The sequence below is a fragment of the Streptomyces sp. NPDC044984 genome (assembly GCF_040646935.1).
In the GTDB taxonomy this organism is placed as follows: Bacteria; Actinomycetota; Actinomycetes; order Streptomycetales; family Streptomycetaceae; genus Streptomyces.
Genome location: NZ_JBEZBE010000005.1, coordinates 49,719 through 69,322, shown reverse-complemented (window position 1 = coordinate 69,322; position 19,604 = coordinate 49,719). Strand labels below are relative to the sequence as shown.

The 19,604-nt window shown below is 74.8% G+C and carries 14 protein-coding genes and 1 pseudogene; 4 read left to right on the top strand and 11 right to left on the bottom strand.

Annotated features, from left to right (window positions below; all coding sequences use genetic code 11):
- Positions 1-20: 20 nt before the first annotated feature.
- Together AB0A94_RS07185 and AB0A94_RS07180 are read right to left on the bottom strand one after the other, a co-directional pair.
- Complete coding sequence (locus tag AB0A94_RS07185) at positions 21-452, bottom strand: hypothetical protein (RefSeq protein WP_361740085.1); 432 nt, start codon at positions 450-452, stop codon at positions 21-23.
- Between the two features lie 156 nt (positions 453-608).
- Positions 609-1,128, bottom strand: a pseudogene (locus AB0A94_RS07180) (HAD domain-containing protein).
- A gap of 192 nt (positions 1,129-1,320) precedes the next feature.
- Between AB0A94_RS07180 and ettA the strand changes: the two are divergent.
- From ettA to AB0A94_RS07165, 3 genes are read left to right on the top strand one after another with little or no spacing between them, the layout of a single operon-like run.
- Entirely contained in the window at positions 1,321-2,985 is a 1,665-nt protein-coding gene (gene ettA / locus AB0A94_RS07175; protein ID WP_361740082.1) for an energy-dependent translational throttle protein EttA, read from the top strand.
- A 4-nt stretch (positions 2,986-2,989) separates the two neighbouring features.
- Positions 2,990-3,412 (top strand): thioesterase family protein, encoded by a 423-nt coding sequence (locus AB0A94_RS07170; RefSeq protein WP_344563346.1) that lies wholly within the window; start codon positions 2,990-2,992, stop codon positions 3,410-3,412.
- Entirely contained in the window at positions 3,409-4,074 is a 666-nt protein-coding gene (locus AB0A94_RS07165) for a hypothetical protein (protein ID WP_361740079.1), read from the top strand. The genes AB0A94_RS07170 and AB0A94_RS07165 overlap by 4 nt, the downstream gene beginning before the upstream one ends.
- 12 nt (positions 4,075-4,086) lie before the next feature.
- On the opposite strand, the gene AB0A94_RS07160 is transcribed toward AB0A94_RS07165, so the two are convergent.
- The 6 genes from AB0A94_RS07160 to AB0A94_RS07135 form a co-directional block, all read right to left on the bottom strand.
- The gene (locus AB0A94_RS07160; protein WP_361740076.1) at positions 4,087-5,052 is read right to left on the bottom strand and encodes an ABC transporter ATP-binding protein; all 966 of its coding nucleotides are present in this window, start codon (positions 5,050-5,052) and stop codon (positions 4,087-4,089) included.
- Positions 5,053-5,110: 58 nt separating this feature from the next.
- Positions 5,111-7,852, bottom strand: coding sequence for an FtsX-like permease family protein (locus AB0A94_RS07155; protein ID WP_361740603.1), 2,742 nt, complete (start codon positions 7,850-7,852; stop codon positions 5,111-5,113).
- Positions 7,853-7,859: 7 nt separating this feature from the next.
- Complete coding sequence (locus tag AB0A94_RS07150; RefSeq protein WP_361740073.1) at positions 7,860-11,108, bottom strand: ABC transporter permease; 3,249 nt, start codon at positions 11,106-11,108, stop codon at positions 7,860-7,862.
- 282 nt (positions 11,109-11,390) lie between these two features.
- Positions 11,391-11,804, bottom strand: a complete 414-nt coding sequence (locus AB0A94_RS07145) for a globin (RefSeq protein WP_361740070.1) — start codon at positions 11,802-11,804, stop codon at positions 11,391-11,393.
- Between the two features lie 178 nt (positions 11,805-11,982).
- On the bottom strand, positions 11,983-12,174 hold the full coding sequence (locus tag AB0A94_RS07140; RefSeq protein ID WP_361740067.1) for a hypothetical protein: 192 nt from the start codon (positions 12,172-12,174) through the stop codon (positions 11,983-11,985).
- A gap of 60 nt (positions 12,175-12,234) precedes the next feature.
- Positions 12,235-13,581 (bottom strand): FG-GAP and VCBS repeat-containing protein, encoded by a 1,347-nt coding sequence (locus AB0A94_RS07135; RefSeq protein WP_361740065.1) that lies wholly within the window; start codon positions 13,579-13,581, stop codon positions 12,235-12,237.
- Between the two features lie 335 nt (positions 13,582-13,916).
- Between AB0A94_RS07135 and AB0A94_RS07130 the strand changes: the two genes are divergently transcribed.
- Entirely contained in the window at positions 13,917-14,861 is a 945-nt protein-coding gene (locus AB0A94_RS07130; protein WP_361740600.1) for a methyltransferase domain-containing protein, read from the top strand.
- A 9-nt stretch (positions 14,862-14,870) separates the two neighbouring features.
- On the opposite strand, the gene AB0A94_RS07125 is transcribed toward AB0A94_RS07130, so the two are convergent.
- From AB0A94_RS07125 to AB0A94_RS07115, 3 genes are all read right to left on the bottom strand, one after another.
- A complete protein-coding gene (locus AB0A94_RS07125) occupies positions 14,871-16,421 on the bottom strand; it encodes an FHA domain-containing protein (protein ID WP_361740062.1) in 1,551 nt (516 codons plus the stop codon).
- 82 nt (positions 16,422-16,503) lie between these two features.
- The gene (locus AB0A94_RS07120; protein ID WP_361740059.1) at positions 16,504-17,853 is read right to left on the bottom strand and encodes a VWA domain-containing protein; all 1,350 of its coding nucleotides are present in this window, start codon (positions 17,851-17,853) and stop codon (positions 16,504-16,506) included.
- Between the two features lie 112 nt (positions 17,854-17,965).
- Complete coding sequence (locus AB0A94_RS07115) at positions 17,966-19,252, bottom strand: PP2C family serine/threonine-protein phosphatase (protein WP_361740597.1); 1,287 nt, start codon at positions 19,250-19,252, stop codon at positions 17,966-17,968.
- Positions 19,253-19,604: the final 352 nt, after the last annotated feature.

The window sequence follows — 19,604 nt, the reverse complement described above, 5'->3', positions numbered from 1 at the left end:
TGTCGACGCCTCCACCGCCGTCACCGCGACCCCTCAGAGGCCATGAGGGCTCGCCGACGCAGGACTGCGCCGGCGCAGGCCAGGACGACGGCAAGACCTGCCGGCAGACAGACGAACACGTTGATCGACGTGGAGATGTGCTCCACCGTCGCACCGTCGGAGTAGACGCAGGCGCTGCGCAGAGGCCAGTACGCCTGCTCAACGCTTGCCAACTCCGCACCGGAGGCGTTCTGGCCTTCGCACAACTCGGGAAACGGCCCTCCCGCGGTGACGGAGAACCAGCCGCAGCAGTACACGGCTGCCGCCGAAGAGCCGAAGACCAGAACGAGAACCGCGCAGAGTCTGGGCAGGGGCAGGGGCGGGTCGTTCAGCAGCAGAACAACGGTCACGATGCCCGCCACCGCAGTGGCCAGAGCGACGAGCAGCAGCATGCCCATCAAGAACAGCGGCACTGTGTCTCCTTGTCTCCTTCTCGCAGGGAGGAGGCGCGAGGGGTGAGGAACCGGTCGGTCCCGCAGCCGGGGCGGCCGTATCCGGACGTCCGCGGCAGTCGTCAGCAGGGGGACGGTTCCGGCGAGGGCCGCACCGCCGGACTCCTGGGGCGGTGCTCATTCCGGCGCGACGGTATCGAGCCACCCGGCGAGCGCGTGAAAGTCGGCGTCCTCCAGGCCCTTGGCCGGATCGACCCGATGAAGCAGTGACGGCGCGGGGTGGCCGGCGGCGACCCAGAGGCGGTCCATGGCGCCGATCTCGTCGTCGACCCAGACGAACGGCCGGCCGTCGGCCCACTCGACCAGGGGGCGGGTCTTCCAGTGCAGACCCCGCGGGCCTTCCTCCGCGCCGGCGTCCGGCCACTCCACCACGGGCAGCCTCGGCAGCCCGATGCGCGGGGGCGACGACCTCGTTCGCCTCCTCCAGCCACGTCGTCGCCCACACGAGACGGCAGCCCAGAGCCATGAGGCGCGCCCCGATGCCGGGGTCGAGCCGGGTCAGCAGCGGGTTCCCTCGATCGGCGGGCGCCCAGGCGGCGACGGCAGCGGCCCGCGGGTGACCGGACGGCGACCCGAACGGGATCAGGGGCCCGTCGACGTCGAGGAAGAGGAGGGGGCGCTCCGCCGCGCTGGTCACGGCGGCACGATAGCCCGAGAACGACCGGTGGCGGTCGGCGGCGACCGGCAGTGGCGGTCGGGGCTCCGGTGCCGTCCGGGAAACACCAGGTCGGAGCGCCCGGACCGGACGCGTTTCCGCGCAGGGGTGGCGGTACGGCAAGATGGGGTGTATCTGCCCACTGCCTGATTTCAAGCTGCCGGACGGTTTCTCTTGGCTGAGTACATCTACACCATGCGCAAGGCGCGCAAAGCGCACGGCGACAAGGTGATCCTCGACGACGTCACCCTGAGCTTCCTGCCGGGGGCGAAGATCGGTGTCGTCGGGCCGAACGGCGCCGGTAAGTCGACGGTTCTGAAGATCATGGCGGGGCTGGAGCAGCCGTCGAACGGTGACGCCTTCCTCACTCCCGGTTACACCGTGGGCATCCTGCTCCAGGAGCCCCCGCTGAACGAGGACAAGACCGTCCTGGAGAACGTCCAGGAGGGCGTCGCCGAGGTCAAGGGCAAGCTCGACCGGTTCAACGAGATCGCCGAGCAGATGGCGACCGAGTACACCGACGAGCTCATGGACGAGATGGGCAAGCTGCAGGAGCAGCTCGACCACGCCAACGCCTGGGACCTCGACGCCCAGCTGGAGCAGGCCATGGACGCCCTGGGCTGCCCGCCCGGCGACTGGCCGGTCGCCAACCTCTCCGGTGGCGAGAAGCGCCGCGTGGCGCTGTGCAAGCTGCTCCTCGAGGCGCCCGACCTGCTGCTGCTCGACGAGCCCACCAACCACCTCGACGCCGAGTCGGTGAACTGGCTGGAGCAGCACCTCGCCAAGTACGAGGGCACCGTCGTGGCCGTCACCCACGACCGGTACTTCCTGGACAACGTCGCCGGGTGGATCTGCGAGGTCGACCGCGGCCGGCTGCACGGCTACGAGGGCAACTACTCCAAGTACCTGGAGACCAAGGCCACCCGCCTCAAGGTCGAGGGCCAGAAGGACGCCAAGCGCGCCAAGCGGCTCAAGGAAGAGCTGGAGTGGGTGCGGTCCAACGCCAAGGGCCGCCAGGCCAAGTCCAAGGCGCGTCTGGCCCGCTACGAGGAGATGGCCGCCGAGGCCGACAAGATGCGGAAGCTGGACTTCGAGGAGATCCAGATCCCGCCGGGCCCGCGCCTGGGCAGCGTGGTCGTCGAGGTCAACAACCTCACCAAGGGCTTCGGCGAGAAGCTCCTCATCGACGACCTGTCGTTCACGCTGCCGCGCAACGGCATCGTCGGCATCATCGGACCGAACGGCGCGGGCAAGACCACGCTGTTCAAGATGATCCAGGGCATCGAGGAGCCCGACTCCGGTTCCATCAAGGTCGGCGAGACCGTCAAGATCTCCTACGTCGACCAGAGCCGCGAGAACATCGACCCGAAGAAGACGCTGTGGGCCGTCGTCTCCGACGAGCTCGACTACATCAACGTCGGCCAGGTCGAGATGCCGTCGCGGGCGTACGTCTCCGCGTTCGGGTTCAAGGGACCGGACCAGCAGAAGCCGGCCGGCGTGCTCTCCGGCGGTGAGCGCAACCGCCTGAACCTCGCGCTCACCCTCAAGCAGGGCGGCAACCTGCTGCTCCTCGACGAGCCGACCAACGACCTCGACGTCGAGACGCTCTCCAGCCTGGAGAACGCCCTGCTCGAGTTCCCCGGGTGCGCCGTGGTCGTCTCCCACGACCGGTGGTTCCTGGACCGGGTCGCCACGCACATCCTCGCCTACGAGGGCGAGTCCAAGTGGTTCTGGTTCGAGGGCAACTTCGAGTCGTACGAGAAGAACAAGGTCGAGCGGCTCGGGCCGGACGCCGCGCGCCCGCACCGTGCCACCTACAAGAAGCTGACCCGGGGCTGATCTCTTGCGGCACATCTACCGCTGCCCGCTGCGCTGGGCGGACATGGACGCGTACGGCCACGTCAACAACGTGGTGTTCCTCCGCTACCTGGAGGAGGCCCGTATCGACTTCCTGTTCCGCCCGGAGAAGGACTTCAAGCAGGGGTCCGTGGTGGCGCGCCACGAGATCGACTACAAGCGGCAGCTCGTCCACCGGCACCACCCGGTCGACATCGAGCTGTGGGTCACCGAGATCAGGGCGGCGTCCTTCACCCTCACCTACGAGGTGAAGGACGACGACCTCGTCTACGTCCGCGCGTCGACGGTGATCGTGCCGTTCGACTTCGAGGCGCAGCGTCCGCGCCGTCTCACCGCGGAGGAGCGCGAGTTCCTCCAGGAGTACACGGACGACACCGCCGGCGAAGAGGAGGAGGCCGTCGCCGCATGACGGCGCTCCACCTCGCCGACGAGGGGGAGGCCGCGGACCTCGCGGCCTTCCTCTCCCGGCTGCTGCACTACGACCGTTCCGCCGCGGTACGGCTGCAGGCGGCCGGCACGGCGCTCGCCGTCTTCGGCCGGCCGCCCTCCTTCGAGGTGCTCGCCGTCCGCGCCGTACGGCTGGCGAAGCCGTACGAGAACGGGCTGGACGTCACCCTGGACGTGACCGTGTCCGCCGGTGAGCTGCTGGAGTCGGTGGACGAGTCCGCCGCCACGGCCGCCGTGCCGGGCGCGGTGACCGGGCCGCCGTGGGCCGGGGTGCTGCCGCCGCGCGGCGGCTGGCGGGCCGAGCCCGGGCTGCCGGCGCCGCAGGAGCTGCGCGGGCTCGTCGCCGCGTCGGTCGCGGAGTTCCGCTCCCGTACGGAGGAGCTGGCGCCCGAGCGGCGCACGCGGGCGGAGCTCGACCGGATCGGGCGGGAGATCTGGTCCCGCACGGTCGCGGAGACCGGGCTTCCGGTGCGGGCGGTGCACGCCGCCCAGTCGCTGGGGTTCCTGCGGGGCGGCGAACAGGGACTGTTCTCCTCGGGGTCCTGGCTCCGGCTGCGCACGCCCTACGGGTCGGTCGCCGTGCGCCGGGCGGGCCTCGGGGCGCTGGGCCTCAGCGTGCGCTGAGGCCGGCCCGCGCTATTCCGGGTTGTCGTCCGGGCGGACGGCGATGTGGTCGGCCTCCAGTTCCAGCGCGACGCGGTCACGCATGTCCAGCGCCTTCGTGTACTCGGCGGGCAGCTGGAGGCGGCCGGCGCGGTCGAGCATGGCGTACTCGCGGGCGACGACGGTCTCGTGGCCGGTGGCCGCGTCGACCTCGCTGCGGCGCAGCACCTCGGTGGAGGTGCGGCCGTCGCGGATGGCGACCGTGCGGCGGACCTCGCCCGCCACCGCCTGGTCGTGGGTGACGATCACGACGGTCGTGCCGAGCCGTTCGTTCGCGGTGCGGAACGCGGCGAAGATCTGCTCCGCGGTGTGGGAGTCCAGTTCACCGGTGGGTTCGTCGGCGAGGAGCACGGAAGGGCCGCCCGCGAGGGCCACGGCGATGGCGACGCGCTGCTGCTGGCCGCCGGACATCTCGTGCGGGCGGCGGTCCCGGCAGTCCGCCACCTCCAGCAGCTCCAGCAGCTCCAGCGCGCGTTCGGCGCGGGCGCGGCGCGCGGACCGGGAGCGGCCCCGGCGGCCGGCGAGCTGCATCGGCAGGGCGACGTTCTGCGCCGAGGTCAGATAGGGCAGCAGATTGCGGGAGGTCTGCTGCCAGACGAAGCCGACGACCTCACGGCGGTAGGCGAGCCGGTCCTTCGCGGTCATCGTGAGCAGATCACGGCCGGCGACGCGGGCCGCGCCGGCCGTGGGGGTGTCCAGGCCGGCCAGGATGTTCATCAGGGTCGACTTGCCGCTGCCGGACGCGCCCACGAGCGCCATCAGCTCGCCCTCCCGCACCAGGAGGTCCAGCCCCTGGAGCGCCTGCACCTCCACCCCGTCCGCGGTGAAGACGCGGACCAGGCGGTCGCAGGTGATGAGCGCGTCATGGCCGTAGGCCGGGCGGCCGCGGTCGGCGGCGACGCGGCCGGCCAGCTCGGCGAGCGTGGGTTCCGGGGTCATCGGGGGCCTCCTGCGGGGAGAAGTCGGTGCGGGACGGGGCGGGGCGGCGGGGGAGAGGTCATCGGGCGTCCCCCGCCCTCAGCTCCCGCACCGCGCCCCTGCGGCCCGTCCACCACGCCTGTGCCGCCGCGACGCCGACGGCCAGGGCCACCACCGTCAGGGCCGGCACCAGCAGGGACACCGGGTCGGTGCGCAGCGTCGCCCGTCCCGCCGGGGACGAGGAGGCGGAGACGGCGACGGTCGTCAGGTCGATGCCGGGCGACAGCAGCCGGACGGCGGCCCACGCCGTGACCGTGCCGCCGGCCGCCGCGAGCAGCGCCTGCGGCAGGGACTCAAGCACCAGCAGGCGGCGGCCCTGGGCGCGGGTGAGGCCCAGGGTGCGCAGCCGGGCCAGCAGCGCGGCGCGTTCGGGCGCGGCCCGCAGCAGGGTCAGCAGCAGGGCGAGCACGGCGTACCCGGCGCCCGCCGCCACCGCCGCGGTGTAGACCCGCTCGGCACCGGACTGCAGGGGGGAGTCGACGTACTTCGCGAACTGTTCCGCGCGCAGCCGGACCTGCGCGGCGCCGCCCGCCGCCTCGCGCAGCGCACCCGCGTCCGGCCGGTCGCCGGTCACCAGCAGCGCGGTCGGACGGGCGGGGCCGTCGGGCAGCCCGGAGCGGTCCACGACCAGGAAGTCCAGCCCGGCCAGCGCCGGGGTCCGCTCACGCACCCCCACGATCCGCACGGTGACGTCACTGCCGTCGTCCAGGCGCACCCGGAACCGTCCGGTGCCGTGGCGGCCGGCGACCTCGGGGGAGGCCAGGGCGGGCAGGGGCCCGGCACCGGACGCCTTCAGCACGTCCGGGTCGAAGGCGCCGATGCCCGTGTGCCGGCTGAGGGCCGCGTAACCGGCCGGGTCGACACCGGCCACCGGCAGGGTCGGGCCGCCGCCCGGGGGCCGGCCGTCGTAGGAGACGCTCACGGCGGTGACGTCCCGCACACCGGGTGCGCGCCGGACCCGGTCGGCGAGACCGGACGGCAGCGCCCGCAGCCCCTCGACGCGGGCGTCGGCGCCGACGGCGAGGACGGCCGCGCGGTCCCGGGCGTCGGCCACACCGGTGAGGACGGAACCGCCGAAGGCGGCCGTGGTCAGCGCCGTCAGCAGGGCGAGCAGGGGCAGCACCGCGGACCCGGACGCACGGCCCGCGCGGGCCAGCGCCAGCGGGCCCACCACGCCCCGCAGCCGCCCGGCGGGGCGGGCCAGCCCGCGCAGCGGCAGCGGGTACAGACGGACCAGCACCAGCGCGGCGACCATCCCCACCAGCACCGGGGCCAGCGCCACCAGCCCGTCCCCGGACGCCCCCTCGCCGTCCGGCGCACCGCGCGTGCGCAGCGCGACGACCGCGCCCGCCGCCAGGGTGAGCAGCGTGAGTTCGGCGACCGTGCGGCGCCGTGACGGGCGGGCCGAGACGAGGTCGTCGCGGGCGGCGTGCACCCGCACCGCGCGGTGCGCGGCGACGGCCCGCAGCGGCAGCGCCGCACAGGCGAGCAGGGCGACGGCGCCGGCGGCGGCCACGGCGTACGACGGCCGGCCCCCGTCGACCGCGAGCCGGGCGGCGGCCAGGCCCAGGGCGGCCGCCGGTACGGCGACCACCGCCGTCTCCGCCAGCAGCCGGCCGGCCAGACCGGGCAGGGAGGCGCCGCGGGCGCGCAGCAGGGCCAGCTCGGCGTGGCGCCGGCCGGCGGCGAGACCGCCCGCCATGAGCAGGACGACGGCCGCGACCGTGCCGGTGCCGAAGGCGGCGACGGCGACCAGGGGGCCGATGGCGGAACGCAGCCCGGTGTACCCGGCGAACACCTCGTCGAGAGAGGTCTCCGAGTGCACGGCCGGCGAGGCGGCGGCACGGGCCCGCTGCAGCAGCGGGCCCGCCTCCAGGGAGGCGACGGCCGACGTCAGCCGCGGCAGGTCGTGGCCGTGCAGGGCGGACACCTCGGGGGCCAGCGTCCAGTACCGCTCGGGGAGCCCGCCCGTGCCCGGCAGCACCGGCGCCGCCTCCGGGGGCAGCAGCAGCGCGCCGGCCCAGAACACGCTGCGCTGCGGGTCGCCGGGGACGGTCAGCAGGCTCGGGCCGCGCAGCACGGGGGTGGTCGACCAGTACGCCTGACGCGGCGCGCGCGGTTCGACGACGCCGGTGACCCGTACCGCGAGCGGGGCGCGCTCCACACCGGGAACGTGGACGACCGAACCCACCTCGATGTTCAGCTTCCGGGCCGTCTCGGTGGTGACCGCGGCCTCCACCGCCGGCGTCGCCGCGGTGACGTCGTCCGGGGCCGTCGGCAGCCGGCCCTCCCGCAGCCGCGCGTGGCCGGCGAGTCCGCTCGGGGCGACGAGGTGGAACTCCGGGGCGATCCCGTCGGGCCGGGACAGGTACGGGTCCGAGGCCGCCAGCCGCCGGGTGGTGCGCACCCCGTGGGACGACTGCCCGGGGTCGAACGGGAGGGAGCGGCCGGACAGGGCGAGGATTTCGGCGTAGGAGCCGCGCACGGCGTCCGGCCGCAGCTGCGCCTCCCACTCCTTCCGCGACGTGAAGGCGCTGTCCTGGGAGGCGTACAGCTGGACGGTGGTGCGGCCGGGCCCGGCCGCCTCCACCGACCGGCGCAGCCCCGCGTCGCCGTACCGGTCGACCGCGAGCGGCAGCGCGGCGGCCAGGAACGCGGTCACCGCCACCAGCAGCGCGAGCGCCGCCGCCGCACCGGGAGCCGACCGCAGCCGGGTACGCACCCAGGGCGCGGCCGGCCGCGCCCGTCCCGGAGTCCGCACGGTCACGTCAGCCGCCTCCCCGTTCCCGCAGCGACGTCACCGGGTCCGCCCTGCGCAGGGCCAGTACGGCCGTGATCAGCAGGGGTGCCGCGGCCACGGCGGCCAGGAGGGCGGCCACCCGGGCGGGCGGCAGCTCCACCAGGACCCCGGGGACCGGGCGGGTGGCCTCCGCGGTCAGCATGACCAGGGGGATCACCGCCCGGGCCAGCACCGCGCCGAGCAGGACGCCCACCGTCAGCGCCAGACCGACCAGCACCCCCTGCTCGACGAGGACCACCCGGGCCAGCCGCCGCCGGGAGGCGCCGAGCGCGCGCAGCACCGCGAACTCGGCGGACCGCTCCCGCAGCGACCCCGCCGCGCTCACCGCGAACCCGACCGCCGTCAGCGCCGCCGCCGCGAGGGCCGCCGCCCCGAACACCGTGCCCGGTCCGGCGCCGAACGGGTCGTCGCGCAGCTCCGCGGCGATCTCGTCCCGCACCACCACCCGGGACGGATCGACGTCGGGCCGGTCGCGCAGCGCCCCCGCCACCCGCGCCGAGGCGCCCGGCGCGGTCGCCAGCCACCACTCGTTCGGCAGCACGCCCTCCCCCTGGCGCGCCTGGACCATCCGGTTGACGGACCGCAGGTCGACGAGGAGGGCCCCGCCGTCGTCCTTCCCGCCGGACGGTGCGGACGGCAGCTCCCGCACCGCCCGCACGAGCCGCAGCGGCACGGTGGACCCGCCGATCCGCACGTCCACCCGCTGCCCCGGACGCGCGCCCGTGGAGGCGAGGTAGCGGTCCGTCGCCACGGCGGTGACCTCGGACGACGGCGGCTGCGGCACCTGGAGGTCGACCGTGAGCGGCGAGGGCCGCCAGGCCAGGTCCGCCGGGAGGTGACCGGTGCCGTAGACGACGGTCGTCGGGTCGCCGGGGACCACGCGGGGCGGGGCCGGGCCGGTGTCCCCGCCGGGGGAGGCCGCCGCGCCACCGGCACGCACGGACACCTTCCACGCGGCCGGTGGTGACAGTTCCCGGTCCCGGCCGCCGGTGTCCGTGGCGGTCAGCGCCGCCAGGGTGAGGCGGTGCCGCTCGGCCTTCCCGACGGGCTGGGTCAGCTCCAGCCGGAGCCCGGTCAGCGTCAGCGCGCCCGGCGGCGCCTCGGCGGCCGCCCCGAGGTCGAGGGCGAGGTCGTGGAGGTGCCCGTCGGCGCGCAGCCCGCCGAGGCCGAGCGTGTGCGGGGTGCCGTAGGAGTCCTCCACGGTGGCGGTGACGTCGACCGGGGTCCGCGCGTCCGCGCCCCGCAGTGCCGCCGTCAGCGTCAGCCGCGCGGTGCCCGCCGGCACGCGGACGCCCGCCGCGGCGCCCTCCGGCGACAGCCCGGACACCAGCGCGCGCGACGGCACCGGTGCCAGGTCGGAGCGGATCAGCAGCGTGTCCGCCGCGTGCGCGGTGTCCAGCGCCAGCACGGTCGCCGTCCGTCCGCCGGACAGCGGCACGGTCGTACGGAAGGCGGGGGCGGCCTCGCGTACGCCGGACACGGCCGCGTACGCCTGACCGCGGCCGAACGCCTCCTTCCCGGCGGTCAGGACCCGCACCGGCGCACCGGCCCGGAAGTCCGCCTGGTCGTCCTGCGAGCGCTCCCACGAGGAACCCCGGCCGATCGCCAGCATGCCCAGCGCCACGGCGAGCACCAGCAGCAGCACCGGCCCGGCCCCGCGCGTCGGGCGGCGGCTGAGCTGCCAGCCCGCCAGCGCCCCCGGCAGCCCGCGGCCGCGGGCCGCCCGGCGTTCGGCCAGCCGCGCCACCGGCGGCAGCAGCCGCAGCGTCAGCACCGTCCCGGCGAGCAGCGCCAGCGCCGGGGCGGCCACGAGCAGCGGATCGACGCCGAGGTCCTCGCCGACGGCACCGGAGGGCCGGCGGCTCAGCCGCCAGTACGCCACACCGGCCACCACCAGCAGGCCCACGTCCGCGCCCGCGCGCACCACGCCCGGCAGCGGCTCGGCACGGCCGGCGGTGAAGGAGGAGACGAGCGCCGGGACCGTGACGGCCAGCGCACAGCCCAGCGCCACGCCCGCCGCCACCAGCCACACCGCGCCGCGTCCGGCGACCGCGCCGACGGAGGCGTCCAGGTGCAGCCCGATCCGGGCCGGCGCGCCCTGCCCGGCCAGGAGCCGGGTGAGCGGTCCCGCGAGCAGCGGGGCGCAGGCCGCCGCGGGCCCGGCCAGCAGCAGCGCCTCCAGGGCGGCGAGCCGGGCCACCTGGGCGCGGGAGGCGCCGCGGGCCCGCAACAGCCGGGTCTCACCCGCGCGTTCGGCGCTCAGCAGCCGGGCCACCAGCAGCAGGGCGCACGCGGCGAGGAGGGCGAGCTGGACCGCGATGACCAGCAGCGTGGAGCGGGAGACGAGCAGGGAGCGCTCGACGCGGTCCAGCGCGGCGGGCAGCTCGCTGGTGGCGGTCGCCGTGCCGTCCAGCGCCTCGGCCTCGGGCAGGGTGGCGACGCCCCGGCGCACCGCCTCGCGCAGCGCGTCGATCCGCCCGGTCGTCATCGCCGAGAAGCCGGCCGACGCCAGCCAGCCCGAGGGGCCCGTGCTGACCTCGCCTCCGGTGAACACCGCGGGGTCGGCGAGCAGGGGGCCGTACGTCGTGAAGTGCCCCTGGACGATCCCGCGGCCGTTCAGGTCGTCCAGCTGCCAGTAGGGCGCGGTGGTGTCCACGGGCCGGTACAGGCCGGTGATCCGGACCGTCACCGGCGGTCCGTCGAGCCGGTCGCCCAGGGTGAGGCGGGCGCCGGGCTCCAGGGCGAGGACACGGGCGGCGGTCTCGGGGAGGGCGGCCTCGGTCTCGGTGCCGGTGCTCTCCGCGGGCATCCGGCCTTCGGTGACGCGCACCTGGGTGCGGTCCAGCGCGGCGAAGTGCGTGAGGTCGGGTTCGTCCGCCTCCGCGCGTTCGTCCGGGGGGCGGAGGGAGCCGGGCAGGGCGTACGGACCGGAGCGGGTGAGGGTGCGCAGCGTCACCGGCAGTCCGTCGAAGGCCTTCCGGGCGCCTTCGCGCACGGCGGTGTCGGCGGCGGTGCGGCGGTCCGGCGGGACGGCCTCCGCCTCGACGGTGAGCGTGGTGTCGGCGGCGTCGCGGGGGGCCGCCAGGGCGTGGCGCAGGGAGGCGTCGCCGACGGCGGTGGAGTAGGCGGTGAGGGTGGCGAGGACGGCCGTGGTCAGGAGGACGGTGAGGAGGGCGGCCGCGAGGAGGGGTCCGTGCGCGTGTGCGCGGGCGAGCACGAATCTCGCCGAGCCCCCTGCGGATGGCACCGCAACCCCCCCCGTGGTTGTCCGGACCTCCGGGCGATGTTGTCAGAGGGGGTGTGCCGGGGGTAACCGTTCGGGAGGTGGACTTGACCGGATTGTGATCGGAATGCGGGGACGGGTGACCGGAATGTGATCGGGGTGGGGAGGGGGTTTCTTCGCCCCTGCCGCCCCTTCCCGTCCCGTCCCGAACCCGGGGCTCCGCCCCAGGCCCCGCTCCTCAAACGCCGGAGGGGCTGTTCACGCGGGGGCCGTCTGTCAGTCCGGGGAGTTGATCATCGATGCCGCCGCGTACGTCATGTACTTCCACAGGGTCTGTTCGTGTTCCTCGGACAGGCCCAGTTCGTCGACGGCGTCGCGCATGTGCTTCAGCCAGGCGTCGTGTGCCGCCCGGTCGACCTTGAACGGGACGTGGCGCATCCGCAGGCGCGGGTGGCCGCGGTTCTCGCTGTAGGTGGTCGGACCGCCCCAGTACTGCATGAGGAACAGCGCCAGCCGCTCCTCGGCCGGGCCCAGGTCCTCCTCGGGATACATGGGCTTCAGCAGCGGGTCCTCGGCCACTCCCTGGTAGAAACGGTGGACGAGCCGGCGGAAGGTCTCCTCCCCGCCGACCTGCTCGTAGAAGGTCTGCTCCTGAAGCGTGCCGCGCCGAATCTCTGTCACGTCGTCCATGGTCTCAGACGCGACGGCATAGGACTCGAGGCCTAGGTCCTGTTCTGAGCCGGGATCACGGGAGGGCCGGCGGGCTGCGTGACCAGAGGATGGACCCGCGCAGGGGGAGCCCGGCGGCGTCGGCGCACGGCCCGGCGCTGGCCCCGCCAGGGATCCTCCATGTCCGCGGACCCCTCTCCTACGGGGTCGTTCTGCCCCTTTGCCGCAGCCCCTTCTCCTCCGCCACGGCCTTCCCCGGATCCTCGAGGAGTCCCGGGTCGACCACCATGCCCGCCGCATGGTGATGCGCGCGGACAACCGTCGAGTCCCCACTGGCCAGGCTGAGATCGACATCGTCGCGGGCCGCCGCCTCGGCGATCATCGCGTCCATGAGGGTCTGGAAGACCGCGTCACGCGCCCACATCCGGGGCGGCCGGGCGGGAGGCCGGGCCTACTGGAGCATGCCCCAGATGAGTTCGCTGTCGGCGTCGGTCACACCGGTCGTGGTGACGCCGGACGACGTGCCGGGGAAGCGCAGCGAGCCGTTGATGGCGCCGACGTAGAGGTCGGCCTTGCCGTCGCGGTTGGTGTCGCGGAGGCGGACCGGATCGCCGAAGCAGTCGTTCCACGCGACGTCGCCGGGGACGCCGGCGGTGTTGCGGGCGAGCCACTTGGAGTTGGTGCCGGTGATGCCGCTCGCGCTGCCGCGCAGGACGTGGACGCCGCCCTCGGTCGTCTCCTGGCTGATCTTCTCTCCGTAGGCGCCGATCGCGAGGTCCTTGTAGCCGTCGCCGTTGATGTCGGCGGCCGAGACGGAGGAGCCGAACAGGTCGCCGGACTCCGGGGTGCCGGCGACGTTGGTGGTGGCCTGCGTGATACGGGCGGTGGTGGCGGGGCCGGTGGAGGAGCCGTACCAGATGGACACCCGGCCCTGGTAGTTGTTGTACATCTGGTTGCCCGCCGCGAGGTCCCCGTAGCCGTCCTTGTCGAAGTCGGCGATCACCGCCTCGCCGGGGTCGCCGTAGTTCGTGACGAGGCGCAGGGTCTTGCCCGCGCTGAGCGTGGAGCCGCCCTTGATGAACCACGCGTCCGTGCCGAAGTTGTCGGGCTCGTCGGTGATGCCGATGACCACCAGATCGGTCTTGGAGTCCCCGTTCATGTTGCCCGAGACCAGGGACCTGGGCGCGAATTTCGTCGTCTTGCCGTGGCTGGTGACCGAGCCTGCCACACCGGTGCGCGTGATGCTGCGGTAGACGTAGACCTTGCTCCCGCTGATCGCGGCCAGGTCCTTCTTGCCGTCCCCGTTGAAGTCCCCGGCGGCGAGGTCGCGGCCGAAGCGGGCGTTCGACACCTTGGCGCCGGCGTTGGGGATCGCGGTGCCACCCGAGAGGCCGGTCGCGCTTCCCCACAGGATGACGACGCCGCCCTCGTCCGTGCGTCCGTTGACGTCCTCGCGCGACACCGACACGGCGAGGTCCCCGTATCCGTCGGCGTTGAAGTCGGCGGGCACCCGGACGTCGCCGAACTGGTCCTCCGTCTCGTCGGCGCCGGGGACACCGGGGCTGTCCTGGGTGATCAACTGGGTCCGGGTGCCGGGTCCGGAGGCGGTGCCGAAGGTGATCCGGACGCCGCCGCCCTTGCTGTACTGCTCGTAGGTGTAGCCGGCGTAGTCGCGGTAGCCGTCGCCGTTGAAGTCGTCCGCGTACTTGGCCGCCGCCGCGCCGGCGGGAGGTGCCGTGAGGACGGGGGCGAGGGACGCCACGAGGAGTGCCGCGCAGGCTGCGGGGCGGATGCGCATGAAGTGTCTCCTGATGATTCTGTGCGACCGCTCCTGTGCCGATTGATTTCTCAGGGACCACAGAGACAGGAGCGGTTGATGATCAGGAGACAGCCGGACGGGGGAAAAGGTTGCAGGCGGACAGCTACGCAGGTCAGGGATCGGTCCGAACGCCCTCAGCGGCAGGTGCGGCTCGATCGACTCCACTCGGCATCGGTCGGATCACCACGAGTCACGCGACCGGTCCACCGCGGCCGGCACCCTCCTGGAGCGGGAATGACCGATCCCGTGATCTCCACTCAGAACACTCCCTGGGACCGGCCTACCGTGGAGGGGTGAGTGGACAGGACCGTGAGATGCGGGCCGCGCTCGTGCGGGAGATCGGTGCGAGCGGGGCGTTCGACGCCGACCCGGTGTGGCGGGAGGCGTTCGCCGCCGTGCCGCGCCACCTGTTCGTGCCGTCCTACTACGTGGGCGTCGTCGGCGGCTACGAACGCCGGTGGGGCGAGAACCCCGACCCGGAGGCGCGCGAGCGGTGGCTGCGCGGTGCGTACGAGGACACCCCGCTGGCGATCCGGCTGCGCGACGGCGAGCTGCTCTCCTCCAGCAGCCAGCCCTCCCTCATGGCGCTGATGCTGGCCGGTCTGGAGATCCGGGAGGGGCAGAGCGTGCTGGAGATCGGCACCGGCAGCGGGTACAACGCCGCCCTGCTCGCCCACCGGCTCGGCGACGACGACCTGGTCACCACGGTCGACCTCGACCCGGACCTCACCGAGTCGGCCCGCCGGCACCTCGACGCCGCCGGGCACCACCCGGCCGTCGTCACCGGCGACGGGGCGCGCGGAGTGCCCGCACGCGCTCCCTTCGACCGGATCATCGCGACCTGCGCCCTGCCGTCCGTCCCGCGCGCCTGGCTCGCCCAGTGCCGCCCGGGCGGTCGGATCCTCGCCCCGTTCGCCACCGGCCTGGTCGCGCTCACCGTGCGCGACGCCGGGCACGCCGAGGGGCGCTTCCTGCACACGCCCGCCTACTTCGTCCCGCTGCGCGGCGCGAGCCGGTCGTGGCAGGAGCAGCCCGACCTGGAGGGGCTGCCGGCCGAGGCCCGGGGGAGCGATCTGTTCCGGTTCCTGCCGGCGCTGACCGCCGGCGCCCTCGAGCCGGGGGAGGCGTACGGCCTCTGGGAGCGCGAGGGGAGGCCGCAGCGCGAACGCTACGGCCTCACCGTCGACGTCGACGAGGGCGACCGCGCCTGGCTGGACGACCCCCAAGGGCCGTACGTCTGGCCGGTGCCCGCCGCGTAGGACTGTCGTTCAGCCCCGGCGGATGGTGATCGTCGTCCAGGCGCCCACGTGGACCCGGTCGCCGTCCTGGAGCGGGACCGGGACGAACGGCTGGATCGGCTCGTCCGAGCCGTTGACCGTCGTGCCGTTCGTCGAGTTCTGGTCGACGACCGCCCATGTGCCGTCCGGCTGCTGCACCAGCACCGCGTGCTGGTGGGAGACGCCCGGGTCCTCCGGCGGGGTGGACAGATCGATGTCGGGGGTGTCGCCGGTGGAGTGGCGACGGCGCCCGATGGTGATCTGGTTGCCGGTGAGCGTGCGCTGCTGCTCGGGCGAGTACGCGGGCAGGTTCAGGCCCGCGGCCTCGGGGCCGGAGCGCTGCATCATCGCCATGAAGTACTCGCGGTCCGGACCGATGGTCGCGGTCCAGGTCGCCGGGCCCTGCGGCTGCCGGGGCTGCTGCGGGAAGCCCCCGGGCCCGGGCGGCGCCTGGGTCGCACCGGGCTGCGGGTAGCCGTAACCGCCGCGCTGACCGGGGCCGTTCGGACCGCCGGGACCAGGGCCGGGGCCGCCGGGACCACCGGGGCCACCGGGGCCGCCGGTCGGTGGGGAGATCACCCAGTCGTTGTCACCGCCGCCGAAGGGCGGCCCGCCCGGCTGGGGGCGGCCGGTCTCCTGCGGGAATCCGGGCGGGGCCGGAGGCCCGGGCTGGAACGCCTGCGGAGCACCGGGCCCGTTGGGTCCACCGGGCCTGTTGGGTCCACCGGGGCCGTTGGGTCCACCGGGGCCACCCGGACCGCCGAAGCCTCCGGGACCGCCGGGCCCGTTGGGTCCACCGGGGCCGTTGGGTCCACCGGGACCACCCGGACCGCCGAAGCCTCCGGGACCGCCAGGCCCATTCGGACCGCCAGGCCCGCCGGGACCGTTCGGGCCACCAGGACCACCGAAGCCCCCGGGACCGTTAGGTCCACCGGGGCCGCCGAAGCGGCCGGGCCCGCCAGGCCCACCAGGCCCACCAGGTCCTCCAGGTCCTCCGGGCCCGTTCGGGCCACCAGGCCCGTCGGGACCACCGGAACCGTTGGGCCCCCCGGGCCCACCGAAGCCGCCCGGGCCGGGCGGACCCGGCGGGATCGGCTCGGCGGGACGGTTCACCTGCGAGGGACGCGAGCCCTGGTAGTCGAACGAGTCACCGCCGCCGTACGACGGTCCGCCGGGCGGCTGCTGGAAGGGCCCGCCCGGACCCGGACCCGGCCCGGGGGCCGGCGGACGCGGGGCGGCCGGGGTGTACGAGGTCGCCGTGTTCGTCAGGAAGTTCCACCGGCATTCCTCGCAGAACGGCGCCGCGCCCTCACGCGGCGTACGGCACTGCGGGCACAGCTCCGGCGAGCCGCCACCGGGGCCACCGAAACCACCGGGGCCGCCAGGACCGCCGGCGGGGCCGCCGGGCGGCGGGAATCCGTAGCCACCGCCGGGTGCGGGCGGCGGGGGAGGAGGTGGGGGCACGGCACCCGCCATGCGGTGACCGCACACCTCGCACCAGTCGTCGGAACCCGACTGGTGTCCGTTCGGGCAGGTCGGCATGTCGGCGCTTCCCCCTCTCCTTGTCCGGCCGGTTCCGGCCGGTTTCTCCAACCCCGGGGGGTCGGGCTCGACTACTTACGGATCACTTCTTTACACGAACAGTCTTCGTCGACCGAGTCTCGAGCGTCATCTCGTCGGCCTCCTCGACCTTCGCCTTCAGTCGCACAGTACCTGTCGCGGCATCGACCACGTCCACCACCTTCGAAAGCAGTTTCGCAGTATCCGCGTTGCCGGACGCGCTCGCGAGCTGCACGGCCCTGCCCAGTTTGGCCGTCGCTCCGTCGATATCCCCCTCTTTGCGCAGATCCAGACCCTGTTGGATGACTTCCGCCAGTTCCGCCTGCCCGGTGTAGTGGGCGACCTGGGGGTTGATCGCCGTCGAGGCGGCCATGTCGTCCGTCCACACGGCCCGGACCAGACCCTGCGCCCCGAGGCTGCGCACGCTGCCGTCGGACGGCTGCGGAATCACCAGCGACAGCCGGGCCGCCAGCATCTCCTGCCCGATGCCCGCGGGCGGCACCTCGACGCAGACGTGGTAGTCGCGGGATTCGTCGCCCCAGGAACCCAGCGGGTAGTCGCCCGCGCGCGGACCCGCCTCCGTACGGCGGCCGGTCAGCTCCTCGACCGTCGGCGCGACCTGCTTGACGAACCTCACCGTCGCGCCGACCGGGGTCCACAGCCGCAGCGAGACGTCCGCGACCTCCTTGCCCATCGCCGTCTCCATCATCCGCGTGAAGTCGGCGGCGAGACCGGCCGGGTCGGCGACGATGTCGGCGGTGCCGAGGAGGGCGGAGGCGATGGCTGTGACTTCTTTCACTTCCCAGTCGGTGCCCACCCCGCGGGCGTCACAGGTGAACCGTCCGGCGCAGGCGTCCAGGGCCGCCTTCAGGTCCTGCGGCGACTCGTGCTCGTTGCGGCCGTCGGTGAGCAGGATGCCGTGCCGGATCGCCACGTCCGCCGGCGCCAGCAGCCGGTCGGCCAGCCGCAGCCAGGTGCCGATCGCCGTGCCGCCGCCCGCGCTCAGTTTCCGCAGCGCCTGCTTGGCCTGCTCACGGGTGCCCGTGTCGGCGACCGCCAGGGCGCCGCCGCCCGGATACACCTCCTTGGCCACGTGCGTGCCGCCGACCACCGCGAAGTTCACGCCGTCGCGCAGGGCGTCGATCGCGGCGGCCGTCGCGTCGCGGGCGTTGCGCATCTTGGCCGGCGGGTAGTCCATCGAACCCGAGCAGTCGACCATGAGGACCACGGCCGCCGACGGTCCCTCACCGGGCGGGTAGAGGTGGGGGGCCGCCACCGCGCTGCCGATGGTGCCGCCACCGGTCGCGGTCACCGTGACGATGGCGTTGACCTCGCGGCCGCCCTCCGGCAGGTACTCGTTCTGGTACACGTCCACCGAGAACTGCGGCACGTTCGATTTCGAGAAATTGGCCATGCCCGTTTCGCTCCCCCTTGGCTGCCCCGACGGCGCGGGGCGACGACGGCTGACGGACCGGTCCCCTCCGGTCCGTTGAGGCTTCCCCGTGCGAGGCGTCCCGCAAGCGGCCTCAGGCCGATCCTGCCCCCTGCGGGACGGCCGGGAACGGCACGAGGGCCACTGTTACGTTGTCGTGGCCCCCGCCGTCGAGGGCGTGGCCGACCAGCACCCGGGCGGCGTGCAGCGGCCGTACGGCCGCGTCCGCGGGCACGGCCCCGGCCATCTCGTCGGCCGACTCCGCGTAGTTCCACAGGCCGTCCGTGCAGACCACGACCACACCGGGCCGGTCCGGCTTGAACGAGGCGGTGTGCGGCTCCAGTTCGTACGCGTCGGCGCCGAGCCAGCCGGTGATCGCGTGCGCGCGCTGGTCGGCGTACGCCTCGGCCTCGCCCATCAGGCCCGCGGCGACCATCTGCGCGGCCCACGAGTCGTCCTCGGTGAGCCGGGCCGCCGGGGCGGAGCGGTCGACCGGCACCCAGTAGACGCGGCTGTCGCCGACCCAGCCGACGACCAGCAGACCGGCCGTCACCACGGCGCCGACGATGGTGCACGCCGGGGCGTTCTGGTGCGGGGCGTGCTCACGGGCCCCCGCGGGCTCGTCGGCCAGCGCGTTGACCGCGTCGGCGGCGGCGACGATCGCGTCGTGCATCGCCGTCTGCGGGTGCGTGCCGCGCGGCAGGGCCGCGAGCAGGGACTCGTTCGCCGCGCGGGAGGCGGCGAGTGACGCCTCGTCGGGGCGGGTGGCGGAGGAGACGCCGTCGCAGACGATCGCCACGGAGGCGGGGGAGCCGTCGGGCAGCGCCGTGGTGCTCACGGCGAAGGCGTCCTCGTTGCGGTGGTGGCGCAGGCCGCGGTCGCTGACCGCGCCGATCGGTCCGCTTTCCTGTTCCATGTGGTCCCGTTCGCGCGGCTGGGCGTGACCGCAGTTCTCGCAGTAGCCGTCGTCGTCGACCCGGCCCGCACGGCAGGCCACGCACACCGCGGCACCACCGGCGGCCGGAGCCTGCTCGGCCGCCGTCCCCCGCTCGGCCGCCGCCCCCTGCTCGGCCGCCACCCGCGGGTCCGGCGCCTGGAGCGGGTACTCGTCGGGCTGCGCGGCCGACCGGCCGGCGGCAGCCCGCTCCTCCGACTGCGCACGCCGGTCGAAGCGCACCCCGGACGACGGCACGGGGGGGTCCGCGGGCGGGGGCGGCGGTACGGCACCCGTCGACGCCGGTGACGCGGGGGCGCCTTCGACGCGCGACGGGGGTACGGGCGTCACCTGCGCCGGGGGCGGCGCCACGGGGGTGCCCTGGCCCGGAGGCGGCGGCACGGGCGTGTCCGGGGCGGTGGGCGGCGGCACTTGGGCGCCGGGCACCGGGGGCGGCGCCACGGGGGTGCCCTGGCCCGGAGGCGGCGGCACGGGCGTGTCCGGGACGGTGGACGGCGGCACTTGGGCGCCGGGCACCGGGGGCGGCGCCACGGGGGTGCCCTGGCCCGGAGGCGGCGGCACGGGCGTGTCCGGGACGGTGGACGGCGGCACTTGGGCGCCGGGCACCGGGGGCGGCGCCACGGGGGTGCCCTGGCCTGGAGGCGGCGGCACGGGCGTGTCCGGGACGGTGGACGGCGGCAGCTGGGCGCCGGGCACCGGGGGCGGCGCCACGGGGGTGCCCTGGCCTGGAGGCGGCGGCACGGGCGTGTCCGGGACGGTGGACGGCGGCAGCTGGGCG